We start from the raw sequence: 22,542 nt of genomic DNA, 5'->3' as shown, positions 1-22,542 counted from the left end.
TTGTATTCTTCTTTTTATTTATTATAACTATAAAGAGGGATGGAGATGGAAAAATGGCCAAAAAGGTACTGTATGTCGCAATTGATAAACTAACAAAAGAGGTTTATAAATTTAAACAATGGAGCGAATGTCAAAAACTTGTAAGCGAAGGAAAATATGTTTATAAGGGGTTTTCGCAAGAAAAGTTAAAAGATGTAGAGAGCTATATTGCATCTTTTAAACAAACAATGGATGAATCACAACTTAATTTAAATGAAAAAGATGTACCATATGCTTATGTAGATGGAAGTTGTTTAACAAATGGAGATACATGTTATGCTTATAGCTTTGGTGTAATAATTGTTGAAAATAATCAAGAAATTTATACAAACTGTCAAAAATTTGATGATGAATTTGTAGAATATAATCAGGTTATGGGAGAATTAAAAGCAGCGTTAGATACAGTTTCTTATTGCGTTCAACAAGGATACAAGAAAATGTATGTAATTCATGATTATGAAGGTGTTGCTTTCTATGCAACAGGAGCGTGGGTTAATGAAGATGAAAGACTTGAAAATCTTTATGTAAAACAAATGAAAGAATATGAAAAACAAATTGAAATTACTTTTGTGAAAGTAAAATCACATGTCGCAAATAAAACGAAAATCAATCGATATAATGATCGAGCAGATGAACTTGCTAACTTAGCGCTTGGTAGATAATTGGAAAGAAATTTCCAATTTTTTTACAAAAAAGAAGAAAAAAGCAAAAAAAGAGCGAATAAATAAGTAGGAGGACTACTTATGGAAACGGTAATACAAAATACAATAACCAATCATAAAATCATGTTAGGTCAACATTACAAAGCAATCGTAGGAAATCAGGAGATGCTAGCAAGAATGATTCATGAATTTGTAAAAGAAGCAAGACATTTAAGTGTTAAAGAAATTATGAAAATCATCAAGGATGAACAGTGTTTTAGGTGGCTCAATAATGAAAATATGATACCAAACTATGGAACAGTAAAGTTTGATATGTTATGTTGTGTTGATCTTCCTCAATTAAATGAAACCAATAAACGAATCTATTTAAATGTTGAAATACAAAATAATATTCATCCAGGTTATTCACTTGTAACAAGAGGAATAGCGTCTGTACTAAGGATATTAACGACACAATGGGGAAGGGAATATGATGATAAAAACTATGATGGAATGAAGAAAGTCTATTCATTGTGGATCATGCCACAAGCAACAAAAAAGAAAAGATGGAGATGTAGATGTTTACAAAGTAAAAAAGAAAGGAGGAATAGAAAAGAAGAAAACAAAGAAAATCATGACGAGGAAGAACTTATTATGATATGCTTGAACCAGAAACATGATACTACAAAAAAGTATCCCAAACATGATGAAGTACTCATGCCATTAGTAGCCTTTTTAAATAATAGAATAGACTATCAAGGGAATAAAGAGATTATTAAAGGATATGGATTTAAGGAAATAGAAAGGGAGGTCAAAGAAATGTGTGATTATGCAAACTTTCTTGAAAGAAAAGCAAGAAATGAAGGAATCAATCAAGAAATTAGCCAAGGAATCAACTAAGGCGAAAGATAGAACGTAAAGAAAAGAATATAGAACATGTAAGAAATGTGATGAATGAGTTAAATTGTTCATATCAAAGAGCAACAAACATTTTAAAATTATCAGAGAATGAAAAAAAGAGTATTGAAAAGCATTTTCAATCTTAATGATTAAAAGATATGTTTAAAGAGTAATTAAAAAGATTGCTCTTTTTTTCATATTATGAAACGAATAAATCTCTTGTTTTGTAAGTGTTATAATACCTCCTAGATAAACGGAGGTAGAGAAAATGAGTTTTCCAAAAGATTTTTTATGGGGTGGCGCTATTGCTGCTAATCAATATGAAGGTGCTTGGTTGGAAGATGGGAAACAACCGAACGTTACAGATGTACTTGTAGGTATTATGTCTAAAGATCCTGGTATTCAATGGAATGAAGATAAGAAAAAATATGAAATGAAATTAAATCCAGATAAAGTTTATTTATCACATGATGCCGTAGATGGATATCATCGTTACCGTGAAGATTTAAAATTAATGAAAGGTATGGGATTCAATAGTTTTAGAACTTCTATTGCTTGGGGAAGAATTTTCCCTAATGGGGATGAACTTGAACCAAATGAAGCAGGTCTTGCTTATTATGATGATATGTTTGCATGCATGAATGAATTAGGAATGGAACCTGTCATTACTTTATCACATTATGAAACCCCATTACATTTAATTACTGAATATGGTGGATGGTCTAATCCTCAATTAATTGATTTTTGGTTACGTTATGTAAAAACTGTTTTTACACGTTATAAAGGAAAAGTTAAGTTCTGGCTTACATTTAATGAAGTCAATGCGTTATTTAGAATGCCGCTTGTTGCTGGTGGGGTTCTTACAATCAAAGATCCTAAAGATCCTAGTGATCCAATTGGTTCAACAACAAAACAAGATCAATGGGATGCTTATCATAATATCTTAGTCGCAAATGCGAAAACAGTTCAATTAGGACATGAAATTAGTGAAGATTACCAAATTGGCTGTATGATGACAGCTTCATCAGTAGCTACTTATCCATATAACTGTGATCCTTTAAATGTTGTTGGAACTTTAGATGCTCAACGTATGAATATTTTCTTTATGGCAGATCCATTCTGCTTAGGTATTGTACCAACTTATTTAAAGAAAGTATGGAAAGAAGATCAAGTAAATGTAGAATTTAGTGATGAAGAATTAAAATTGATTAAAGAAAATACAGTTGATTTCTTATCATTTAGTTATTATCGTTCAACAACATTTGATCGTGATGTGAATTTAAAAGTAGATACAGGTGGACTTACATGCCGTGATAATCCATATCTTAAAGATAAAGCACCTCAACCTTGGGGATGGGCTGTTGATCCGGTAGGATTACGTTATACTTTAAATGTTTTATATGATCGTTATCATTTACCATTATTAATTGTAGAAAATGGTGTTGGTTTAGATGAAAATATTGATGAAAAAGGTGAAATTCATGATGATTTCAGAGTTCATTATATTGAAGAACATTTAAAGAATGTTAATGATGCTATTGAAGATGGTGTTGATTGTCGAGGATATTTATATTGGGGTCCAATCGATGTTGTATCAGCTGGTACTGGTGAAATGAAAAAACGTTATGGTTTTGTTTATGTAGATCGTTTTAATGATGGACATGGTACGCTAGAAAGAAAATTAAAAGATTCTTATTATCGTTATAAAGAAATAATTGAATCTAATGGAGAAGTTTTATTAGAGGATGAATAAGGTGTGATTTTAAAAATCACATCTTTTTTTGAAATTTTTTTAGTGTAATCATATCTGATGATAAAGGGGGGTAAGCAAGATGGATATCTATGTAGAATTAACTTATTGTATGAATGGTATCAATGATTTCATTATTGCTTAATATTCATTGGTCTTTTATGAAAATCCTTTTCTTGAGTTTTTTAAGTAATATATCAGTTATTCTCATTTATATAGACTATTTGCCATATATAAGTTTTTTATACTGGTTTGTCCTTTTTTTATTTTTTTTCTTAATTAACCATCTGACACATGTGCATAGTATGGTTTGGATAAATTGAGTACAGTAATAATTGCTTTTTTAGGACATGGATGTGATTTCAAAACATATTTCTTTATTTTTGTTCATGAAGTTCTTTCCAGTATATCTATGGTTGAAACGCCATTCTTGTTCATTCAAAAACAAAGGTAAGTCACGTTTAGTTACTCCATGATATATACCTGTAATATTATTTTTATATCACCAATTAATACACTAAGCCAATACAATCTATGATTTTCTTCATCATAGAGTATTTTTTCTGATTTTAATGTTATTTTATCAGTTAATCCTAAAAAAGTTGTTTTTCCATCAGTGTTTAGTATTCTTTCTTTTGAAAGTATTGCTTTTTTTGAGATGAATCTAACAATATTATTTGTACTATCTACAGCTACTGGCATTAATTTTAAAAAATTTGGATATTTATTTTCTTTATCTGTTGATAACATTACTAAAAAGGGTTGCTGTTCAGTAGCAACTCCTTGTTTGTGTTCTTCTTTACTTTTTGAGCCTATATAAGCAACGTCTGCTTCATAAAAAAAGCTATCCAGAATTTTTTCACTGTTACTTTGGGACATAAGAATCCTACATTTTCTACAAAGTAATAGCGCTGTTTTATAATTTATTTCTAATTCATTAGCTAATTCAATCGCAGAAAAACCTTTATTTGCCGTAAAAAAGAGATACATTCCTAAAATTAATTTATAAAGATCTAGCTTATTATCTTGAAATATAGTATTAGAAAGTAGGTAATGTTGATGACCACATTTTTCACAGTAAAAGCCAACAGGCCATTTCATTTTGAAAAAGAATTTTACACATTCATTATGATTATTTGCATATTTTCTAGTTAAAGTAATTAAAGAATCCTTTTTTGGTTTTTGATTTTTAGCCATAGTAACCGCTTTAAGACAAGTATATAATATTTTAAAGAAGTGATAGATGATACTCCTCGGTTTAAAGTGATAATAACGGTGTTAAATCAAAAGATGTGTCAGATAGTTAATTAAGTTTTTAACAATGTAATCGCTTTTATTTTTGCTTTTGATAAGAATAAATTGATTTTTATCTAAGAAAAAATATAATAAACATCATAGACAAATCATGAACAGGTTTTTCTTCCTTAAATAATTTTTTGACAATAACATTCTGAAATTTGTACAAGACTTGTAGAATTTATCTGAAGGCCATTTGGTCTTTTTTTTATCTTTTTTATAGGTTTGTGTTATAATTGATTAAAAGAGGTGAAAAAATGGAACACTCAATTAAAGCAGGACTTATGATTACAAGTGCCTCTGATTATAATATGGAAATATGTCGAGGAGCAAATGAAGCGTGTAAAGAACTGGGAATAGAACTTGTTATCTTTTTTGGTGGTTCAGTTGATCCAAATGTAAAGTTTGTACAATCTTCTGATTATCAAAAAGCAAATGTCTATGCTTTTGCAAATTATTTGGATTTAGATTTTTTAGTTATTCCCGCTTCAAGTATTTGTCGTACGGATCAAAAAACAAGAGAAGCTTTTCCAAAATATTTTCATATACCAATAGTTACTTTAAATTCACAAATAAAAGATTATCCTTTTGTTGTCTATAATAACAAAAAAGCTGTTTATGATGCTGTAAGTTATATGATTGAAAAAAATCATTGTCAACATATTGGAATTATTACTGGTTATGATAGTGGGGTTACTGCAAAGCAAAGACTTGCAGGTTATCAAGAAGCCTTATCAAGTCATGATATGCTTTTTGAAGAAAAGTATATTTTATCGACACCTGGTTATAATATTGATTCAGGGAATTTAATGAATAAATGGCTTCAAGAAAATCCTGAATTAGATGGAATTATGTGCGTGACGGATGATATTGCTTATTATTTATATCGTGAATTAGAAAAAATAGGAAAACGTGTAGGTAAAGATATTATGGTGTCTGGTTTTGATGATAAACCAGAATCAACACATATGGTTCCACCACTTGCTTCTTGTCATGCGGATGCTTCTTTTATTGCTTATTTAGGAATAAAACAAGGCTATGATCTTTATAAAAATGGTTCTACACAAAATCAATACATTGATGCCCATTTTATTCCTCGTCTTTCTGTTGATTGTGAAAACCATGAAGAAACTGAAATTGGTGAATTTATTCGTTTTTGTAGAGCTGAAAAAGAAAGTAATGAATATATAGCTCAAGGAATGACACAATATGTTTTTGATAATAAATTGGTTTATAGTTCCAATTATCAAAAAACTGTATGGAGTTTCTTTACTTATTTATTGGATCTTTCGGTAAAAGATTGTACGAAACATCGCGTTTATCAACAAATAGGAGATTATATTAATTTGATTTTTAATGAAGATGATATTCGTTATTTGGATTTAGAAAGACTCTTTTTATGTCTATCATTTTTAATAAATACTGAAAACTACCTCAACATGGAAGATAAAATAAAACTCCAATCTTTTAAACAATATATTTATTTACAAATGATTAGTAGTTATAATTATCTTCTTTTGTTAAAAGAAAAGCGCTATACAAGGAGAATGAGAAGTATTGGACAAGTGAATAAAGGGATGTTGTTTGAATCATTGAATGATGATATTTATGCTATTGCGGATAATATACCTTCTCTAGGTATTCATAATGCACAGCTTTATCTTTTTGAAACACCTGTTATGACTTATGAATTTAGACCATTTATCATGCCAAAAACAATGGAATTAATTATAAATGTAGAAAATGGTCAAAGACAGCCTATTAAAAATACACATGTGTTACTAAAAGATGTTTTAAATCTTGCAAAGCAACCTTATAAAATACTTACAAGCATTTACTCTAATGAAAATTTTTATGGCTTTTTGGTGACGGATTGTACATATTTTGATTTAGAAACACTTGAATATCTTTCTAATCAAATTGGGATATCTTTAAATGTCAATTCTATTGTTAGAGAACTAAATAGTATTTCTAATACAGACGAATTAACTCATATTTATAATCGACGAGGACTTATTCAAAATATTAAAGTTCTTTATAAAAAATATAAAGAACTTTCCAAAAATCTTTATTTCTTTATAGGAGATTTAGATAATTTAAAATATATTAATGATACATTTGGACATGACCAGGGAGATAAAGCAATTCAAACAGTATGTGAAATACTAAATGATATTTTTCAAACACATGCTGTTATTGGACGCTTAGGTGGCGATGAATTTGGTATTGCGTTTACTTGTAAAAATGAAGATTTTATTATTCAAATTGATTCATTAATTCAAGAAAGAACACAATACTTTAATAAAAAATATCATTTACCTTATTATGTTAGTTTATCCTATGGAATAAGTGTCTTTGACTATAATAGTCCTTTTGATTTAAATCATACCATTAGATTGGCAGATACATTAATGTATGAAAGAAAAAAGGAAAAACATATACAAAGAGGAAAAAAAGGATAAGGAGGAACTGTTTTGAAAAAAAATAAAATAAATCTTTCAAGAGAACAATTGGAAGAAGTTATTCAATTATTTAATCGAAGTATGGATGATTATTTATATCTTTTTGATATTCAAAATGATTATTATAGTATTTCAAAACATGCCGTAAGTCGTTTTTGTTTGCCAAATTATCATTTTTGTGATGCAACAAAAGCCCATAATTATTTTGTTTATGAAGACGATCTTCCTTTATTATTTGATGAGTTCAATAAAATTAAATCGGGAGAAATTACCGAGCATAGTTTACATTATCGTTGGTTAGATCGACAACATAATCCAGTTTGGGTCAATTGTCGAGGTGATGTGATTTTAGATGAATTTAATAAACCTTTATACCTTATTGGTTGTGTTAATGAAATTGGAAAAAGACAAAAAGCAGATAATATTAGTGGACTTTTAAGAGAACCAAGTTTAGAGGAGTATGTTTCTTCTAAAAGTAAAAATAATATTACAGGTTATTTTATGCAAATTGGTATTGATGATTTTGACGAAATCAATGGGCGTTTTGGTTTAAAGTGTGGAGATGAAATTTTAAAACAGTTTTCTATGTGTATGCAATCGTGTATCAATGAAAATCAAAAGATTTACGAATTGGGGAATGGCCGCTTTATAATTATGGACTTAGCAAATCACTCAAAAGAAGATATCTTAGAACTTTATGATGAATTAAAAAAATCAGTTGAGGTTGCTTTAGAAGAGAATGTATATCGCGTGGTTTATACGATTTCAGTAGGGATTGTTGAGATTGATAAAGAAATGAAAGATTATGATACACTTATTAAATATTCAGACTTTGCCTTAAACGAAGCTAAGAAAAAAGGAAAGAATAGTTGTTATTTCTTTACACAAGATAAATATAAACAATTCATTCGAAGAAGAGAAATTCGTGTTGAATTACAAAATGCAGTTGATCACAATTTTAAGAATTTTGATGTTTATTACCAACCAATTATTGATATACATACAAGAAATCTTATAGGCGCAGAAGCTTTAATGCGTTTTAAAATGAAAAGAAATGAACAAATTGAATTTATTTCACCAGCAGAATTTATTCCTATTTTAGAAGAATCTGGTTTAATTATTCCTGCTGGTCGTTGGATTTTAAGACAAGCGGTTGCTTGTTGTAAAAAGTGGCAAGAATTTATTCCTGAATTTAAGGTGAATGTTAATTTGTCCTATGTACAAATTATTAAAAGTAAGATCTTAGATGAAATTAAACAAGCTTTAAAAGATTTTAACTTAAAACCTGCTTTGTTAGGAATTGAGGTAACAGAATCAGGTTATTTAGAAAATACATATCATTATAAAAAACTTTGGTCATCATTGAAAGAAGAAGGGATTACGCTTATTTTGGATGACTATGGAACAGGTTATTCAAATGCATATCGTTTAAGTGATTTAACACCGCATTATATTAAAATAGATCGTGTTTTAACCCAAAAAGCACTTTCTTCAAATTATGAAAGAAGTATTTTGATTTATATTATTGAAATGGCACATTCTTTGAAATTGAATGTATGTATTGAAGGTGTTGAAACGGAAGAAGAACTTCAAGAAATCAAAAAATTAAATCCAGATTATATTCAAGGTTATCTTTTTGGAAAACCAGCACCAGAAGATGAGTTTTATAATCGACAAATTAAGAAGAAATAATTCTTCTTTTTGGAATTTTACATAAACTTGATAGATGGTAGATTGTTGAAAGTATAAAATGTTTTTATATTAAATAAGAAAGAGTGTATAAATTATACATTGGAGGAATAAAAATGAACGTATGCCGAGAAAATAGAGAGTTATCATGGCTTAAATTTAACGATCGTGTTTTAATGCAAGCAAAAGATCCACAAGTACCACTTGCGGAAAAGTTAAGCTTTATTTCAATTTATCAAACGAATTTAGATGAGTTTTTTATGGTACGTATAGGATCACTTTATGACCAAATGTTATTTTATCCAGATTCCAAAGACAATAAAACAGGAATGACGGGTTTAGAACAATTAAAAGCCTGTTTAAAAAAAGTCCATTATCTTAATAAAAAGAAAGATCGTATTTATGAAAATGTGATGTCAGAACTTGGACGATCAGGATGGTCAGTAATAAAATATAAAGATATTGAAAGCAAGGAAGACCGTCGTTATTTTGCTGATTATTTTGAAAGAGAATTACTACCACTTATCTCACCACAAGTTATTTCTAAAAGACAACCATTTCCATTTATCAACAATCGTGAAATGTATGTCGTTGTACGCCTTGAATCGAAAAAAGGTAAAAGAAAAATGGGAATTATTTCTTGTGCTAATGCGATGGATGAAAGACTGATTGCACTTCCAAGTCAACCACAAAAATTTATTTTAGTAGAAGATATTATTTTACATTTTGTTTCACGTATTTTTTCTAAATATACTGTAAAAGAAAAAGCACTTATTCGTGTAACAAGAAGTGCGGATATTGATGAAGATGATCATTCATTAGAAGGACATGAAGATTATCGAGAAATGATGGAAAACTTAATTAAACAAAGAAGAAAACTTTCACCAATGCGTTTAGAAATGACGCCAGGATTAGGCGAACTTGAAGTACTTATGTTGATGAATTTCTTGAATTTAAAGAAAAATCAAGTTTTCATTAATAATTCACCTCTTGATTTTGGTTTTGTGGGTGAATTAAGAGAGCGTTTAAGATATATTTGTCCAAGTATGTTCTATAAACGTTTAGAAGCAAGAAATAATGCATTCGTTGAAAATAGAGTACCAATGATTAAACAAATCTTAAAAAGAGATTTATTACTTTCTTATCCGTTTGAATCTATGTCACCATTTTTAAGACTTTTAGATGAAGCAAGTAATGATAAAAATGTGGTAAGTATTAAAATGACACTTTATCGTGTAGCAAAGAATTCTAAAATCGTAAAATCTTTAATTAAAGCAGCAGAAAATGGAAAAGAAGTTGTTGTTTTAGTTGAATTAAGAGCGCGTTTTGATGAAGAAAATAATATTGGTTGGTCGAAACGTTTAGAAGAGGCCGGATGTCGTGTGATTTATGGTTTAGATGGTTTAAAAGTGCATTCTAAATTATGTTTAATCACGTATAAAAATGAAAAAGGAATTCAATATATTAGCCAAATTGGTACGGGAAATTATAATGAAAAAACATCAAGACTTTATACAGATTTATCATTAATGACTTCTAAATATGAAATCGGAGAAGAAATTAATGGAGTATTTAATCATTTATGTTTAGGTGAAACCGAAAATCATACAGATTTACTCATGGTAGCACCACATTGTATGATCAGTCATATCTTTAAGTATATCGATGAACAAATCGAACTTGCTAAACAAGGAAAAGAAGCTTATATTGGCTTTAAATGTAATTCAGTAACAAGTAAAAAGATGATTGATAAGCTTATTGAAGCAAGTCAAGCAGGGGTTCAAATTGATATGGTTGTAAGGGGAATTTGTTGTATTATTCCTGGTGTTGAAGAAGCAACGGAAAATATCCGAGTTCTATCAATTGTTGGAAGATATTTGGAACATTCTAGAATTTATATTTTCGGTAAAAATAATCCAACTGTTTATATTTCTTCAGCTGATTTAATGACACGAAATCTTGAAAGACGTGTTGAAGTGGCAGCGCCTGTATTAGATGAAAAATTAAAACATAAGTTACTAACAATGTTTGATTGTATGCTTCGTGATAATGTAAAAGCATGTTCATTAGAAAGTAATGGTAAATACAAACGTATAAAAAATAAAAATAGAGAAATGAATAGTCAAGAATACTTTTTTAAAAATGATGTGAAATAGGAGGAGTTTTATGAGAGTTGGAATTCTTACAAGTGGTGGTGATTGTCAAGCACTTAATGCAACAATGCGTGGTTTAGTGAAAGCACTTTACCAACAAAGAAAAGATATTGAAATCATTGGCTTTTTAAAAGGTTATCAAGGATTGATGTATGAAAAATATAAAAAGATGTCTTTAAGTGATTTTGAAGATATTTTAAATGTTGGTGGAACGATTTTAGGTTCTTCACGTTGTCCTTTTAAAAAAATGCGTGTTATTGAAGATGGTTTTGACAAAGTTGAAGCTATGAAAAAAACATATAAGAAATTGAAACTTGATTGTCTTGTGGTTTTAGGGGGAAATGGTTCTTTAAAATCGGCTAACATGTTAGCACAAGAAGGTTTAAATGTGATAGGACTCCCTAAAACAATCGATAATGATACATGGGGTACAGATTATACTTTTGGTTTTCAAAGTGCGGTCGATATTGCAACAAACTATTTAAATGAAATTGAAACAACCGCTAAAAGTCATAGTCGAGTTTTCGTTGTAGAAATCATGGGACATAAAGTAGGACATATTTGCTTACAGGCAGGTATTGCAGCAGGAGTGGATGCGATTTTACTTCCAGAAATTCCTTATGATATTAAAGTGGTTGCGAAAAAAATTAAAGAAAATCAAAAAACAGGGAAAGAATATACAATCATTGCTTGTGCAGAAGGAGCGATTAGTGAAGAAGATAGTCTTTTATCAAAGAAAAAATACAAAGCAAAAGTTGCAAGTCGCCAAGGACGTTCGGTTGCTTATGAAGTCGCTGAACAATTACAAGAGTTGATTCCTAATGAAATTCGTGTGGCGTTAGCTGGACATATTCAAAGAGGAGGCAATCCTTGTGGTTATGATCGTTTTATGGCAACACGCTTTGGGGTATATGGGGCAAATCTTCTTTTAAACAAAGATTTTGGAAAACTTGTTGTTTTTGATAAAAATGAAATCAAAGCAATTCCTTTAAGTGAAACAGCAGGTAAATTAAAATTTGTTGATCCTGAGTGTGAAGTTGTTTCGAGTGCTAAAAAAATGGGGATTACATTTGGCGAATAAATACCGTTTAACGGTGTTTTTTTGCATTAGTAAATAGTGTATAATAAGGCTATATTGATATGAATGAAGGTGTATTATGAGTAGTGAAATAATGAGTTTAGAAATGGATGTTTTTTGTTTATTGTTATTGATTCGAATTTTATATCAAATGTATATCAATCGTGAACAAAATGATCATTGGAACTATTTTTATTATACCATTGCTTGGGCTTGTGTTTATTTGTTTATGGATGCAATTTGGATCATGAATGTAAAACATCTTCTTACTTTTAGTAAGATTCAAAGTGGAATATTTAATAGCTTCTATTTTTGTTCACTAGCAATGCTTGTTTGTTCTTGGTATGTTTATGTCCAAAAAACACTTCATTCAGCTGTTTTGAAGCATAAAAAAATATTAGTGCTTACTTTTATTCCTCTCATCTTTTTTATAGGATCTTCTTTGCTTTCTTATTGGACACATGGATTATTTGTTATTGATCAAGCAGGAAACTATCATCGTGGCAAATTGTTACCATTCTATTTTTTAATTTTATTTGCTTATATCCTTTATCTTTCAATAAAAGCAGGATATTTATCTAAAAAAGCAAAGAATTACTTATATCAAAAGGAATATAAAGTGATTGTTCGTTTTTCTTTTCTTCCTTTTATTACTGCGTTAATTCAAATTACAGTGGATCATTTACTTATTTTTAATCTAGGACTCACATATTCAATTTTTATTGTTTATAATTATTTTCAACAAAACCTTATTTCATTAGACCCGCTTACCAAAATCAATAACCGAGAACAATTGAATATTTATTTAACAATGAAAATGAAGGAAAATCATCAAAAAAAAGATCTTTATTTATTTTTATTAGATATTGATCAATTTAAAAAGATAAATGATGAACTTGGGCATGTTGTTGGAGATCAAATCATTTTAAAGACAGCTGATATTTTAAAACAAATTGCACATTTACATAATTGTTTTATTTCACGTTATGGTGGAGATGAGTTTATCATGGTATGTGAAAGAGATAAAAATGAGGAGATAACTCCTGTATTTAATAATTTACAAAGATTATTTCAACAATCTTATGAAGGTTTACCAGATTTTAGTGTGAGTATTGGTTATGCTAAATATGATGAGTCATTAAATTATATTCCAAAATTTATTGAAAAAGCAGATCACTATATGTATCTAAATAAAAATGTGAAAAAGTGATAAAAATGAGTCATGGAAGGAGTATGTGTATGCCAAAAAGAAAAGCAAAAATATTGATTGTTGATGATGCCCAGATTAATCGAATAATTTTATGCGAATTATTGAGGAATCAATATCAAATTTTAGAAGCAGAAGATGGAAAAAAAGCTTTAGAAATGATAAAAGAAGATAAATCGATTGATTTAGTCTTATTAGACATTGTAATGCCTAATATGGATGGTTATCAAGTTCTTGAAAAGATGAAGGAACAACGTTATTTAGAATATCTTCCTGTTATTATTATTTCTTCAGAAGGAGATACGACTTCTATGGAAAAGGCTTATGAACTTGGAGCAACTGATTATATCAGGAGACCTTTTGAAAGTTATATTATTAATCGAAGAATTAAAAACACTTTAATGCTTTATGAAAAACAAAAGAAACTGGTTCATTTAGTAGAACAACAAATTCAAAAAAGAGTGAACAATAATACGACATTAATCAATGTCTTAGGGCATATCGTTGAATTTAGAAATGGCGAAAGTGGTTTACATATACAACATATTCAAACAATTACAAAAATGCTTTTATTACAAATGGGTAAAAAATCGCACGAATATAAGTTAAGTGATGCGGATATCTTACTTATTAGTACAGCTTCATCTTTACATGATATTGGAAAAATTTCAATTGATGAAAAGATTTTAAATAAACCGGGACGACTTACAAAAGATGAATTTGAAATCGTAAAACAACACTCTTTGATTGGTGCAGAAATGTTGAAAACAGTTCCTAACTACAATAATAATGATTTATTGGAGTATGCTTATCAAATATGTCGTTGGCATCATGAAAGATATGATGGACATGGTTATCCTGATGGATTAGTTGGTGATCAAATTCCTATTTCAGCACAAGTTGTTTCAATTGCGGATGTTTATGATGCTCTTACGAGTGAACGTTGCTATAAAAAAGCATATAGTCATGGACAAGCTATGAAGATGATTATTGATGGTCAATGTGGGGTTTTTAATCCCCTGTTATTAGAATGTCTTTATGATATTAGTGAAGAAATGAAAGCTTCTTTATTTGAAAATGAAAATTATGCAGATCAAGCAGTTGTTTCAAAGATGACAGATGAGCTCGTTATTAAACAATTTAGAAGTGAAATGCCTAAAGAAAAAAATAATGAGTCTCAAAATATAAAAACTTTTGAGGAAATGACATTTGAATACGATGCATTTAAAGATGCTGTTTATATTTCTTCACAAGCAGCTAAAGATCTAGGGATTGATGAAATAATTTATCATCCAATAAATTATGAATCTTCTTTCTTTAATAAATCAACAATGAAATTACTTAAAGATAAAATCAAAGAAACAACACATTTAAATCCCGAGGTTGATTTAAAGATTTATGCACAAACTGGAAAACAAAAACAATGGTATCATTTACAAGCAAGTACGCGATGGAATGGAAGTGTTTATAAAGGAGTTGTTGGAAAACTTGTTAAAGACAACAATATTCAAATTATGCATAATATTCAAGAAAATAGTTCTTTAAAATATACATATACCGAAATAAAAGATTTTATTGAACATTTAAAAGATGTTTTTATGGTTGTTCGTTTGATAGATTTTCAAAAACATCAATCCGCAAAAGCAGAGAATGATCAAATAGAAATTATTGAAGGCAATTGTTATGATTACTGGAAAAGAAAAGATGTTTGTGTCAATTGTATTTCTAAGCAAGCGTATATCAGAAAAGGACAAGCTTTTAAATTAGAATTTGTTGATTATGACATTTATGCCATTATTGCGCAGTATGTAGAAGTGGATGAACGTCCTTGGGTCTTAGAACTTGTTTATAAAACAAAAGAAGATATTATTTTAGGAGCTCATGGAAAAACACGATTCTTAGAAGATATCGTAACTTATAATAAAGAATACTATACAGATGTTTTGACTAATGCTTATAGTCGACGTTATTATGAAGAATACGTTCAATACATTAATGATGTATCAGCAGTAGCAATGATCGATGCCGATAATTTTAAGGCAATTAATGATCAATATGGTCATAATGCTGGCGATCAAGCAATCAAAGCTGTTTCTAAAGCTATTCAATCATGCATTCGATCTGATGATATCTTTATACGTTATGGTGGGGATGAATTTTTACTTGTTTTCCAAGATATTCATTATAATACTTTTACAACTCGGTTGTATCAAATTAGTGAATGTGTAAAACAAACAAAAGTAGATGATTATGAAGATTTATCATTATCAATTACTGTTGGGGGTATTTATGGAAATTCAAAAGTCAATGATGCAATTAAAAAAGCCGATAAATTGATGTATGAAGGAAAGAAATCAAAGCGTTCGATCGTTGTAAAGAAAACAAGTGAGGTGGATTAAGGTTCACCTTTTGTGTTTGTCAAGTAATTTTACAATACTGAAAAAAGTAAGCGCTTTTTCAAAGGATAAGCTATAATGAATTTTGAAATTTTGTATATCAAAACAAGGAGGAAGAAAAATGAGTTTTCCAAAAGGATTTTATTGGGGTGGAGCAACAGCTGCAAACCAATTAGAAGGAGGCTGGCAAGAAGGTGGTAAAGGTATTTCTTGTCCAGATATTTGTACAGGAGGAACTGCTACAAAAAGTAAAAGAATTACACCAGTATTAGAAGAAGGGACATTCTATCCAAGTCATGATGCGATTGATCATTATCATCGCTTCAAAGAAGATATTGCGTTATTTGCGGAAATGGGATTTAAAATGTATCGTTTTTCTATTGCATGGACACGTATTTTCCCAAATGGTGATGAAGATAAACCTAATGAAGCAGGTTTAAAATTCTATGAAGAATTAATTGATGAATGTTTAAAATATGGTATTGAACCACTCATTACAATTTCTCACTATGAAGTACCATTTAACTTAACAAAAAAATGGAATTCATGGGTAGATCGTCGTATGATTGATTGTTACTTAAATTTCTGTAGAGCTATTTTTACTCGCTATAAGGGAAAAGTAAAATATTGGCTAACATTTAATGAAATCAATAGTGCAACAACAGCAATGGGAGCATTTTTAGGACAAGGTATTTTAAATGAGATTAAAGAAATGGAATTTATGGATCAAGTAGATGTTCCTCAAAACCGTTTCCAAGGATTACATCATCAATTTGTAGCAAGTGCTTTAGCAGTGAAAATGGCACATGAAATTGATCCAAACTATCAAGTAGGATGTATGCAAATCATGGCCACAAGTTATGGTCTTACATGTAATCCAGATGATCAAATTGAAAATCAACAAAAGAATCATTTAATGAACTGGTTCTGCAGTGATGTTCAATGTCGTGGTAAATATCCAAACTACATAAAGAGATATTTTAAAGAAAATAATATTGAAATTAAAATGGAAGAAGGAGATGAAGAAATTCTTGCAACTGGTCCAGTAGATTTCTATACATGTTCTTATTATATGTCAAACTGTCAAACTGCTGATAAAACAAAAGAAGGTGGAAAAGGAAATATCTTAGGTGGAGTTTCTAATCCATACTTAAAAGCATCTGACTGGGGATGGCAAATTGATCCAGTTGGTTTAAGATATTCACTAAATGAAATTTATGATCGTTATCAATTACCAATCTTTGTTGTAGAAAATGGGTTAGGGGCTTATGATACAATTGATGAAGATGGTAAAGTCAGAGATAGCTATCGTATTGATTATTTAAGAAGTCATATTGAACAAATGCATGAAGCTGTTTTAGATGGTGTTGATTTAAGAGGATATACACCTTGGGGATGTATTGATTTAGTTTCTGCTTCAACTGGAGAAATGGCAAAACGCTACGGATTTATCTTTGTAGAAAGATATGATGATGGTACAGGAGATTTTGCTAGAAGAAGAAAAGAATCTTTCTATTGGTATAAAAAAGTCATCGAAACAAATGGAGAAGATTTAAAATAATAGTAAAAGAGCTCAATTGAGCTCTTTTATTACTTTGTTATTACTATTGTGGTAAAGTATCTTTGTAATCAGGATAACTATTTTTTACAACATTAGCATAAGCTTTATAAGCATCTTCAAGTGAGTCATATTTTGTCCCTTTTTCTATGTATGGTTTGTATTGACTGCTATTACCCTTTTTATCAACAATAGTTATATAAGTTACGCCGTTGTAATTTCTTTGAGTAGCCTTTGATGATGAAACGTAGTATTTTCCATCAGCTGTACTAATAATAACAGGAATCTCTTTGTTAGCAAGAGATTTATCTTTATTCAAATCAAATGAAGTCCAAAATAAATATCTTTCAGAATTTTTCGTTGCATCTCCATAATAGGCCCATGTGCCATGGTTTAACAAACTGTTATCTTTAATGTACTTTCTTATTTCCTTAGCCATATCTGATTTTCTGTATGTTGAATCAATTTCAAAAAAATGCAGATCTTTTAGAGTACCGGTTAATAAGCCACTGGCGTCTAACGCTTGATGTAAACCCAATGTAAAATCAATAGTGGATTCTTCTGTCTTACTTCCTTTCCAATTAAAAACAACAGTATTCTTTTCTTTATTGTATGAGATTTCACAAACACCACCGGCTTTAGGAATTCCTTTCCAGTTATCAGTGTCACCATCTGATTTCTTGTGCGTAATACCAGCAATAGTTACAGAATCAAAAGCTTGCCAATCATCTTTCTTTTGTGTAAGTTCTACTTTTCTTACAATATCTGTTTTATATCCTGTTTTTCCCATCGCGATGATATCTGTACAAGCAGCACGAACGTTGATGAGGTCATGCGATTCGCGACTTTCTTCAAGGTATCCTTGACAAGCTGGAATAGCGATAGCTGCAAGAATGGCAATAATTAGAAGAACTACTATTATTTCTACAAGAGTAAATCCTTTATTTTTTCTTTTCATAGGCACCCCTTCTTTAATGAATGATTTATTTTACTTTATCATATTTTTATTAATTTGTGGGCATTATGAGCTTTTTTTTATTTCTTCTTCTAATACTTTTAAAAAATATTGTGCAGGTTTAGAAAGAACGCGATATTTTTTCCAAATAAAGGCAAGTGATGAGGTGATTTGTGGCTCAAGGGGTCTAAAACACAAAGAACTTTCATTACTTGTATCAATGAGGTTTTTTAAAGAAATCACAGCTCCATTGCATTCCTTTGTTAAAATACTGGCATTATAAATTAAATTATAGGTTGCAATAATATGATACTTAGAAAAATAAGAATTGGCCCAATTTTCTATTTGTTTATATTTTAATTCTTGTGAGGAACAAAGAAGAGGAACATCAATTAAATCTTGAGGAGTAATTGATTCTTTTAAAGCAAGAGGATGATCCTTTTTTATATAGATGCCCCATAAGTCTTGATAAGGTAAAGATAAATGATTGTATTTATAAATATTAGCGGGTTCAATGATCATACCAAAATCAATCAGACCTTTTTCAAGACGATCTGTCACATCTTGTTCATTACCACTAAATAAATGGAATTGGATACGTGGATAATCTTCTTGTACACGTTGAATGGCTTTACAAATGATTTCGATGCCTAACGTTTCACCACTACCAATACATACTTCACCACTTAAAGTTTCATCGAATAGCATAATTTCACTTTCTGTTTTTTCAACCAAACTGACAATTTCTTCAGCACGTTGGCGAAGTAAAATACCTTCTTCTGTTAAAGTAATTTTACGATTACCACGAATAAAAAGTTGTTTTCCTAAATGATCTTCAAGTTCTTTCATTTGTCTTGATAAAGTGGGCTGAGTCACGTTTAAGCTTTCAGCCGCTTTTAAAATTGTTTCCTCTCTTGCAATCGCAAGAAAATATTGTAGAAGTCTAAATTCCATGATTTCACATCCTTTATGCTTATTTTAATCATCTTTGTTATGCCTTGCAAGTATAGAAATATATTTGTTATAGGTATTTGATAATATAGAGATAAAGAATTACAATAATAAAGGAAAGTGGTGAGAGCTTTGGGAAAAGAAGTAATTGAAGAATTAATTATGAATTTAAAAGATGCAGGATGTGATGAAGAACTTATTACAATGTGTATTAAAAAATATAATAATGATGATTTGAAGATGTTGATAAAATCATTACAGTGTCATCGTTGTTGTTTATTAGATAAATTGCATGAGGAACAAAAGAAAATAGATTGTTTAGATTATTTAATATATACGTTAAAGAAACAAATGAAGGAGGATTAAGATGGAATTAGTTAAACAAGCTTATTTAAAAGGTGAAAGAGCTTTATTTAAAAGTCATGATTTAAAAGTAGAAGATAGTATTTTTGCAGATGGAGAATCGCCTTTAAAAGAAAGTGATCATATAGATATTAGTGGAAGTATTTTTAAGTGGAAATATCCACTATGGTATTGTAATCATATCAATGTAGAAAACAGTACCTTACTTGAAACTGCTAGATCAGGTATTTGGTATACTCATCATATTAATATTAAAGATAGCGTGATTGATGCGCCTAAAACATTTAGAAGAGGGACACATATTTCTTTAGAAAATGTTAATATGGTCAATGCTCAAGAAACCTTATGGAAATGTAGTGATATTAAGTTATATAATGTGGTTGCTAAAGGTGATTACTTTGGAATGAATAGTGAAAATATTGAAATTGATGGTTTGAATTTATCAGGAAATTATTGCTTTGATGGTGGTAAGAATATTATTGTTAGAAATTCAAAACTTGTTTCAAAAGATGCTTTTTGGAATTGTGAAAATGTAACGGTTTATGATTCAGTAATTATTGGTGAATATCTTGCATGGAATACGAAAAATATTACTTTTGTGAATTGTACAATTGAAAGTTTACAAGGATTATGTTATATCGAAGGATTAAAGATGGTAAATTGTAAATTAATTAATACCACTCTAGCTTTTGAATTCTGCAAAGATATTGATGCACAAATTGTAAGTCATATTGATAGTATTACAAATCCTATTTCTGGTAAAATTAGTGCACAGAGTATTGGTGAAATAATTATTGATGATCAAATCATTGATCCAAGTCAAACAAAGATTCAATTAAAGGAGATGTAAAGATGTACGATTTTTCAAAGATGACCAATCGTTTTAATACAAATTCATATAAATGGGATGTTAAAGAAAATGAACTTCCTATGTGGGTAGCTGATATGGACTTTGAAACAGCTCCAGCTATTATAGATGCTTTACATAATAGGGTGGATCATAAAATCTTTGGTTATAATACGGTACCTGATGATTATTTTGAAGCTTATCAAAATTGGTGGGAAAGAAGACATCATTTTCATATGGAAAAAGATTGGATGATGTTTGTTACAGGAGTTGTTCCTGCTATTTCTTCGGTAGTTAGAAAGGTGACAACAGTAGGTGAAAATGTTTTGATTATGTCACCAGTTTATAATATTTTTTATAATTCTATTTTAAATAATGGAAGACATGTTTTGTCAAGTGACCTTGTTTTTGATGGAAAAGAATATCATATTGATTTTGAAGATTTAGAAAGAAAACTTTCTTTAAGTCAAACAACATTAATGATTTTCTGTAATCCCCATAATCCAATAGGTAAAATTTGGGATAAAGAAACTTTACAAAGAATTGGTGATTTATGTGCAAAACATCATGTTATTGTTTTAAGTGATGAAATTCATTGTGATATTACCAATCCTCAAAAAGAATATATTCCTTTTGCTTCCGTTTCAAAAACAAATTTAGAAAATACAATTATGTGTATTGCACCAACCAAAGCCTTTAATATGGCAGGGATGCAAACAGCCTGTATTGTTGTACCAAATGAAGTATTAAGACATAAAGTCAATCGAGGAATTAATACGGATGAAGTGGCAGAACCAAATAGTTTTGCGATTTGTGCCACAAAGGCAGCTTTTAATCAAAGTGAAGATTGGCTTAATGAATTAAATCAATATATTCAAAATAATAAAGATTATGCGATTTCATTTATTCAAAAAGAAATCAAAGATGTTTATGTAGTGCCTACAGAAGCAACTTATCTTTTATGGATCGATTGTCATAAGGTATGTTTAGATAGTGTTGAACTCACTTCTTTTATAAGAAAGAAAACAGGTCTTTATGTAAGTGATGGTCTAGAATATGGTGAAAATGGAAAAGCTTTTATTCGTATGAATGTAGCTTGCCCATTTGAAAGATTAAAAGATGGTTTAAATCGTTTTAAAGAAGGAATTTATTTGTATCAAAACAAATAAATTCTTTTTTTAAAGAAAAACGTATGAAAAAATACAATATAAATAATAGGAGGACCAAAAGATGAAAGAGAAGATAACCATACCATTTTATAATGACCTATTATTTAAGTATTTTGTTTATGATAATGAAGATGAAGGATGCCAGTATATTCTAAAAAAGATTATTGAAGAAATAACACCTATTCGCTGTAAAGAACTTTATGTTATTAATTCAGAGTTAATGACACATCACTATCGGGAAAAAAGATCTATTTTAGATGTTAGAGTAAAAACCCAAGAAGGAGAATATATTAATATTGAAGTACAATCAGCAGGTTTATTTGAAAGTTTGCATCGAAGATTTCAATATTATGCTTTTAAAAATATTGCTTTACAAATAAAAAGTGGGGATGAATATCGAAAGTTGCAACCGGTATATCAAATAATTCTATATCATGAAGAAGATAAGGAATATCATGAATTAATAAGAAAATTTAGTATTATGGATAATAAATATCATGATGATAAAGGAAGTTTAATACATATTTATTATGTGTTTTTAAAAGAAATTGAAAAAATAGTTAAAGAAAAGGGAAAAGATCATTTAAATGAATTAGAAGAGCTTTGTTATGTCATTGAAAAAGGTAATGAATGTGATAGAATAAAGATGACAAGGGTGGGACAAATCATGAAAGAAAAATATGATAAGTTTATGGAAGATATGAACTTAAGAGAAGAAGCCTGGGCTTATGAAAAGGCTGAATTTGATAAGATAGCTCATTATGTCGATGGAGAAGCTAAAGGCAAAGTAGAAAAGTCAAAATCGCATGTCATAAAATTCTATAAAATGAAATATCCAAATGAAGATATAAGTTGGTTAGAAAATCTCACAGAAAAACAATATGATGAAATCTTTGATATGTTATTAAATAATGAAGATTTAGAAGTAATAAAGAGAATAATAGGAAAGTAAAGTACGAGAAATCGTGCTTTTCTTTTGGACAATTCGTCCAATGAAAAAGAAAGTGGATTTTGTTATGATTTTTAAACGAGGAGCTAACTATATAAAATTCAAGTGATTTTATGAAAAAGTTTGAAAATATTTAAAA

The 22,542-nt window shown here is 29.3% G+C and carries 17 protein-coding genes; 14 read left to right on the top strand and 3 right to left on the bottom strand.

What is annotated here, in order from left to right:
* The first annotated feature begins 53 nt into the window (after window positions 1-53).
* The 3 genes from LJD34_RS10470 to LJD34_RS10460 all read left to right on the top strand — a co-directional run bounded on the left by LJD34_RS10470 (window position 54) and on the right by LJD34_RS10460 (window position 3,333).
* Entirely contained in the window at window positions 54-701 is a 648-nt protein-coding gene (locus tag LJD34_RS10470) for an RNase H family protein (RefSeq protein ID WP_227359841.1), read from the top strand.
* Between the two features lie 81 nt (window positions 702-782).
* Window positions 783-1,580 (top strand): hypothetical protein, encoded by a 798-nt coding sequence (locus LJD34_RS10465; protein WP_227359840.1) that lies wholly within the window; start codon window positions 783-785, stop codon window positions 1,578-1,580.
* Between the two features lie 268 nt (window positions 1,581-1,848).
* Complete coding sequence (locus tag LJD34_RS10460; protein WP_227359839.1) at window positions 1,849-3,333, top strand: glycoside hydrolase family 1 protein; 1,485 nt, start codon at window positions 1,849-1,851, stop codon at window positions 3,331-3,333.
* Between the two features lie 462 nt (window positions 3,334-3,795).
* Here LJD34_RS10460 and LJD34_RS10455 read toward each other — a convergent pair whose 3' ends face one another.
* Window positions 3,796-4,527 carry a hypothetical protein gene (locus LJD34_RS10455; protein WP_227359838.1) on the bottom strand — a complete coding sequence of 244 codons (732 nt, stop codon included), beginning with the start codon at window positions 4,525-4,527 and terminating at the stop codon, window positions 3,796-3,798.
* Window positions 4,528-4,883: 356 nt separating this feature from the next.
* Between LJD34_RS10455 and LJD34_RS10450 the strand changes: the two genes are divergently transcribed.
* The 7 genes from LJD34_RS10450 to LJD34_RS10420 all read left to right on the top strand — a co-directional run bounded on the left by LJD34_RS10450 (window position 4,884) and on the right by LJD34_RS10420 (window position 17,172).
* Window positions 4,884-7,088, top strand: a complete 2,205-nt coding sequence (locus LJD34_RS10450) for a GGDEF domain-containing protein (RefSeq protein WP_227359837.1) — start codon at window positions 4,884-4,886, stop codon at window positions 7,086-7,088.
* A 12-nt stretch (window positions 7,089-7,100) separates the two neighbouring features.
* Entirely contained in the window at window positions 7,101-8,780 is a 1,680-nt protein-coding gene (locus LJD34_RS10445) for an EAL domain-containing protein (protein ID WP_227359836.1), read from the top strand.
* 113 nt (window positions 8,781-8,893) lie between these two features.
* The gene (ppk1, locus tag LJD34_RS10440; protein ID WP_227359835.1) at window positions 8,894-10,933 is read left to right on the top strand and encodes a polyphosphate kinase 1; all 2,040 of its coding nucleotides are present in this window, start codon (window positions 8,894-8,896) and stop codon (window positions 10,931-10,933) included.
* A gap of 10 nt (window positions 10,934-10,943) precedes the next feature.
* Window positions 10,944-12,011: a 6-phosphofructokinase gene (locus LJD34_RS10435; protein ID WP_032090684.1), complete on the top strand. Its 1,068-nt coding sequence runs from the start codon at window positions 10,944-10,946 to the stop codon at window positions 12,009-12,011.
* 76 nt (window positions 12,012-12,087) lie between these two features.
* A complete protein-coding gene (locus LJD34_RS10430; protein WP_227359834.1) occupies window positions 12,088-13,218 on the top strand; it encodes a GGDEF domain-containing protein in 1,131 nt (376 codons plus the stop codon).
* Between the two features lie 29 nt (window positions 13,219-13,247).
* The gene (locus LJD34_RS10425; RefSeq protein WP_227359833.1) at window positions 13,248-15,614 is read left to right on the top strand and encodes a diguanylate cyclase; all 2,367 of its coding nucleotides are present in this window, start codon (window positions 13,248-13,250) and stop codon (window positions 15,612-15,614) included.
* A 118-nt stretch (window positions 15,615-15,732) separates the two neighbouring features.
* Window positions 15,733-17,172, top strand: a complete 1,440-nt coding sequence (locus tag LJD34_RS10420) for a glycoside hydrolase family 1 protein (RefSeq protein WP_119363822.1) — start codon at window positions 15,733-15,735, stop codon at window positions 17,170-17,172.
* A gap of 43 nt (window positions 17,173-17,215) precedes the next feature.
* Here LJD34_RS10420 and LJD34_RS10415 read toward each other — a convergent pair whose 3' ends face one another.
* Window positions 17,216-18,127 (bottom strand): prepilin-type N-terminal cleavage/methylation domain-containing protein, encoded by a 912-nt coding sequence (locus LJD34_RS10415; protein ID WP_227359832.1) that lies wholly within the window; start codon window positions 18,125-18,127, stop codon window positions 17,216-17,218.
* A 63-nt stretch (window positions 18,128-18,190) separates the two neighbouring features.
* Complete coding sequence (locus LJD34_RS10410; RefSeq protein WP_227359831.1) at window positions 18,191-19,078, bottom strand: LysR substrate-binding domain-containing protein; 888 nt, start codon at window positions 19,076-19,078, stop codon at window positions 18,191-18,193.
* Between the two features lie 129 nt (window positions 19,079-19,207).
* Between LJD34_RS10410 and LJD34_RS10405 the strand changes: the two genes are divergently transcribed.
* The 4 genes from LJD34_RS10405 (at window position 19,208) to LJD34_RS10390 (ending at window position 22,406) form a co-directional block, all read left to right on the top strand.
* Entirely contained in the window at window positions 19,208-19,441 is a 234-nt protein-coding gene (locus LJD34_RS10405) for a hypothetical protein (protein WP_227359830.1), read from the top strand.
* A 1-nt stretch (window position 19,442) separates the two neighbouring features.
* A complete protein-coding gene (locus LJD34_RS10400; protein ID WP_227359829.1) occupies window positions 19,443-20,288 on the top strand; it encodes a DUF3737 family protein in 846 nt (281 codons plus the stop codon).
* A gap of 2 nt (window positions 20,289-20,290) precedes the next feature.
* The gene (locus LJD34_RS10395; protein ID WP_147580297.1) at window positions 20,291-21,454 is read left to right on the top strand and encodes a MalY/PatB family protein; all 1,164 of its coding nucleotides are present in this window, start codon (window positions 20,291-20,293) and stop codon (window positions 21,452-21,454) included.
* Between the two features lie 61 nt (window positions 21,455-21,515).
* Window positions 21,516-22,406: an Rpn family recombination-promoting nuclease/putative transposase gene (locus LJD34_RS10390; RefSeq protein WP_032090673.1), complete on the top strand. Its 891-nt coding sequence runs from the start codon at window positions 21,516-21,518 to the stop codon at window positions 22,404-22,406.
* Window positions 22,407-22,542 lie beyond the last annotated feature (136 nt).

Origin of the sequence: Faecalibacillus sp. MSK20_93 (assembly GCF_020589945.1) — a bacterium.
Lineage (GTDB): Bacteria > Bacillota_I > Bacilli_A > Erysipelotrichales > Coprobacillaceae > Faecalibacillus > Faecalibacillus intestinalis.
The sequence above is the reverse complement of the archived record's forward strand: the minus strand, read 5'-3'. Positions and strand labels throughout refer to the sequence as shown.

What these genes read in the sequence shown, in the direction of transcription:
- LJD34_RS10455 (WP_227359838.1), bottom strand. Translation starts at nt 4,527, where the DNA reads ATGGCTAAAAATCAAAAACCAAAAAAGGATTCTTTAATTACTTTAACT.
- LJD34_RS10470 (WP_227359841.1), top strand. Translation starts at nt 54, where the DNA reads ATGGCCAAAAAGGTACTGTATGTCGCAATTGATAAACTAACAAAAGAG.
- LJD34_RS10395 (WP_147580297.1), top strand. Translation starts at nt 20,291, where the DNA reads ATGTACGATTTTTCAAAGATGACCAATCGTTTTAATACAAATTCATAT.
- LJD34_RS10420 (WP_119363822.1), top strand. Translation starts at nt 15,733, where the DNA reads ATGAGTTTTCCAAAAGGATTTTATTGGGGTGGAGCAACAGCTGCAAAC.
- LJD34_RS10430 (WP_227359834.1), top strand. Translation starts at nt 12,088, where the DNA reads ATGAGTAGTGAAATAATGAGTTTAGAAATGGATGTTTTTTGTTTATTG.
- ppk1 (WP_227359835.1), top strand. Translation starts at nt 8,894, where the DNA reads ATGAACGTATGCCGAGAAAATAGAGAGTTATCATGGCTTAAATTTAAC.
- LJD34_RS10465 (WP_227359840.1), top strand. Translation starts at nt 783, where the DNA reads ATGGAAACGGTAATACAAAATACAATAACCAATCATAAAATCATGTTA.
- LJD34_RS10435 (WP_032090684.1), top strand. Translation starts at nt 10,944, where the DNA reads ATGAGAGTTGGAATTCTTACAAGTGGTGGTGATTGTCAAGCACTTAAT.
- LJD34_RS10460 (WP_227359839.1), top strand. Translation starts at nt 1,849, where the DNA reads ATGAGTTTTCCAAAAGATTTTTTATGGGGTGGCGCTATTGCTGCTAAT.
- LJD34_RS10425 (WP_227359833.1), top strand. Translation starts at nt 13,248, where the DNA reads ATGCCAAAAAGAAAAGCAAAAATATTGATTGTTGATGATGCCCAGATT.
- LJD34_RS10400 (WP_227359829.1), top strand. Translation starts at nt 19,443, where the DNA reads ATGGAATTAGTTAAACAAGCTTATTTAAAAGGTGAAAGAGCTTTATTT.
- LJD34_RS10415 (WP_227359832.1), bottom strand. Translation starts at nt 18,127, where the DNA reads ATGAAAAGAAAAAATAAAGGATTTACTCTTGTAGAAATAATAGTAGTT.
- LJD34_RS10390 (WP_032090673.1), top strand. Translation starts at nt 21,516, where the DNA reads ATGAAAGAGAAGATAACCATACCATTTTATAATGACCTATTATTTAAG.
- LJD34_RS10410 (WP_227359831.1), bottom strand. Translation starts at nt 19,078, where the DNA reads ATGGAATTTAGACTTCTACAATATTTTCTTGCGATTGCAAGAGAGGAA.
- LJD34_RS10450 (WP_227359837.1), top strand. Translation starts at nt 4,884, where the DNA reads ATGGAACACTCAATTAAAGCAGGACTTATGATTACAAGTGCCTCTGAT.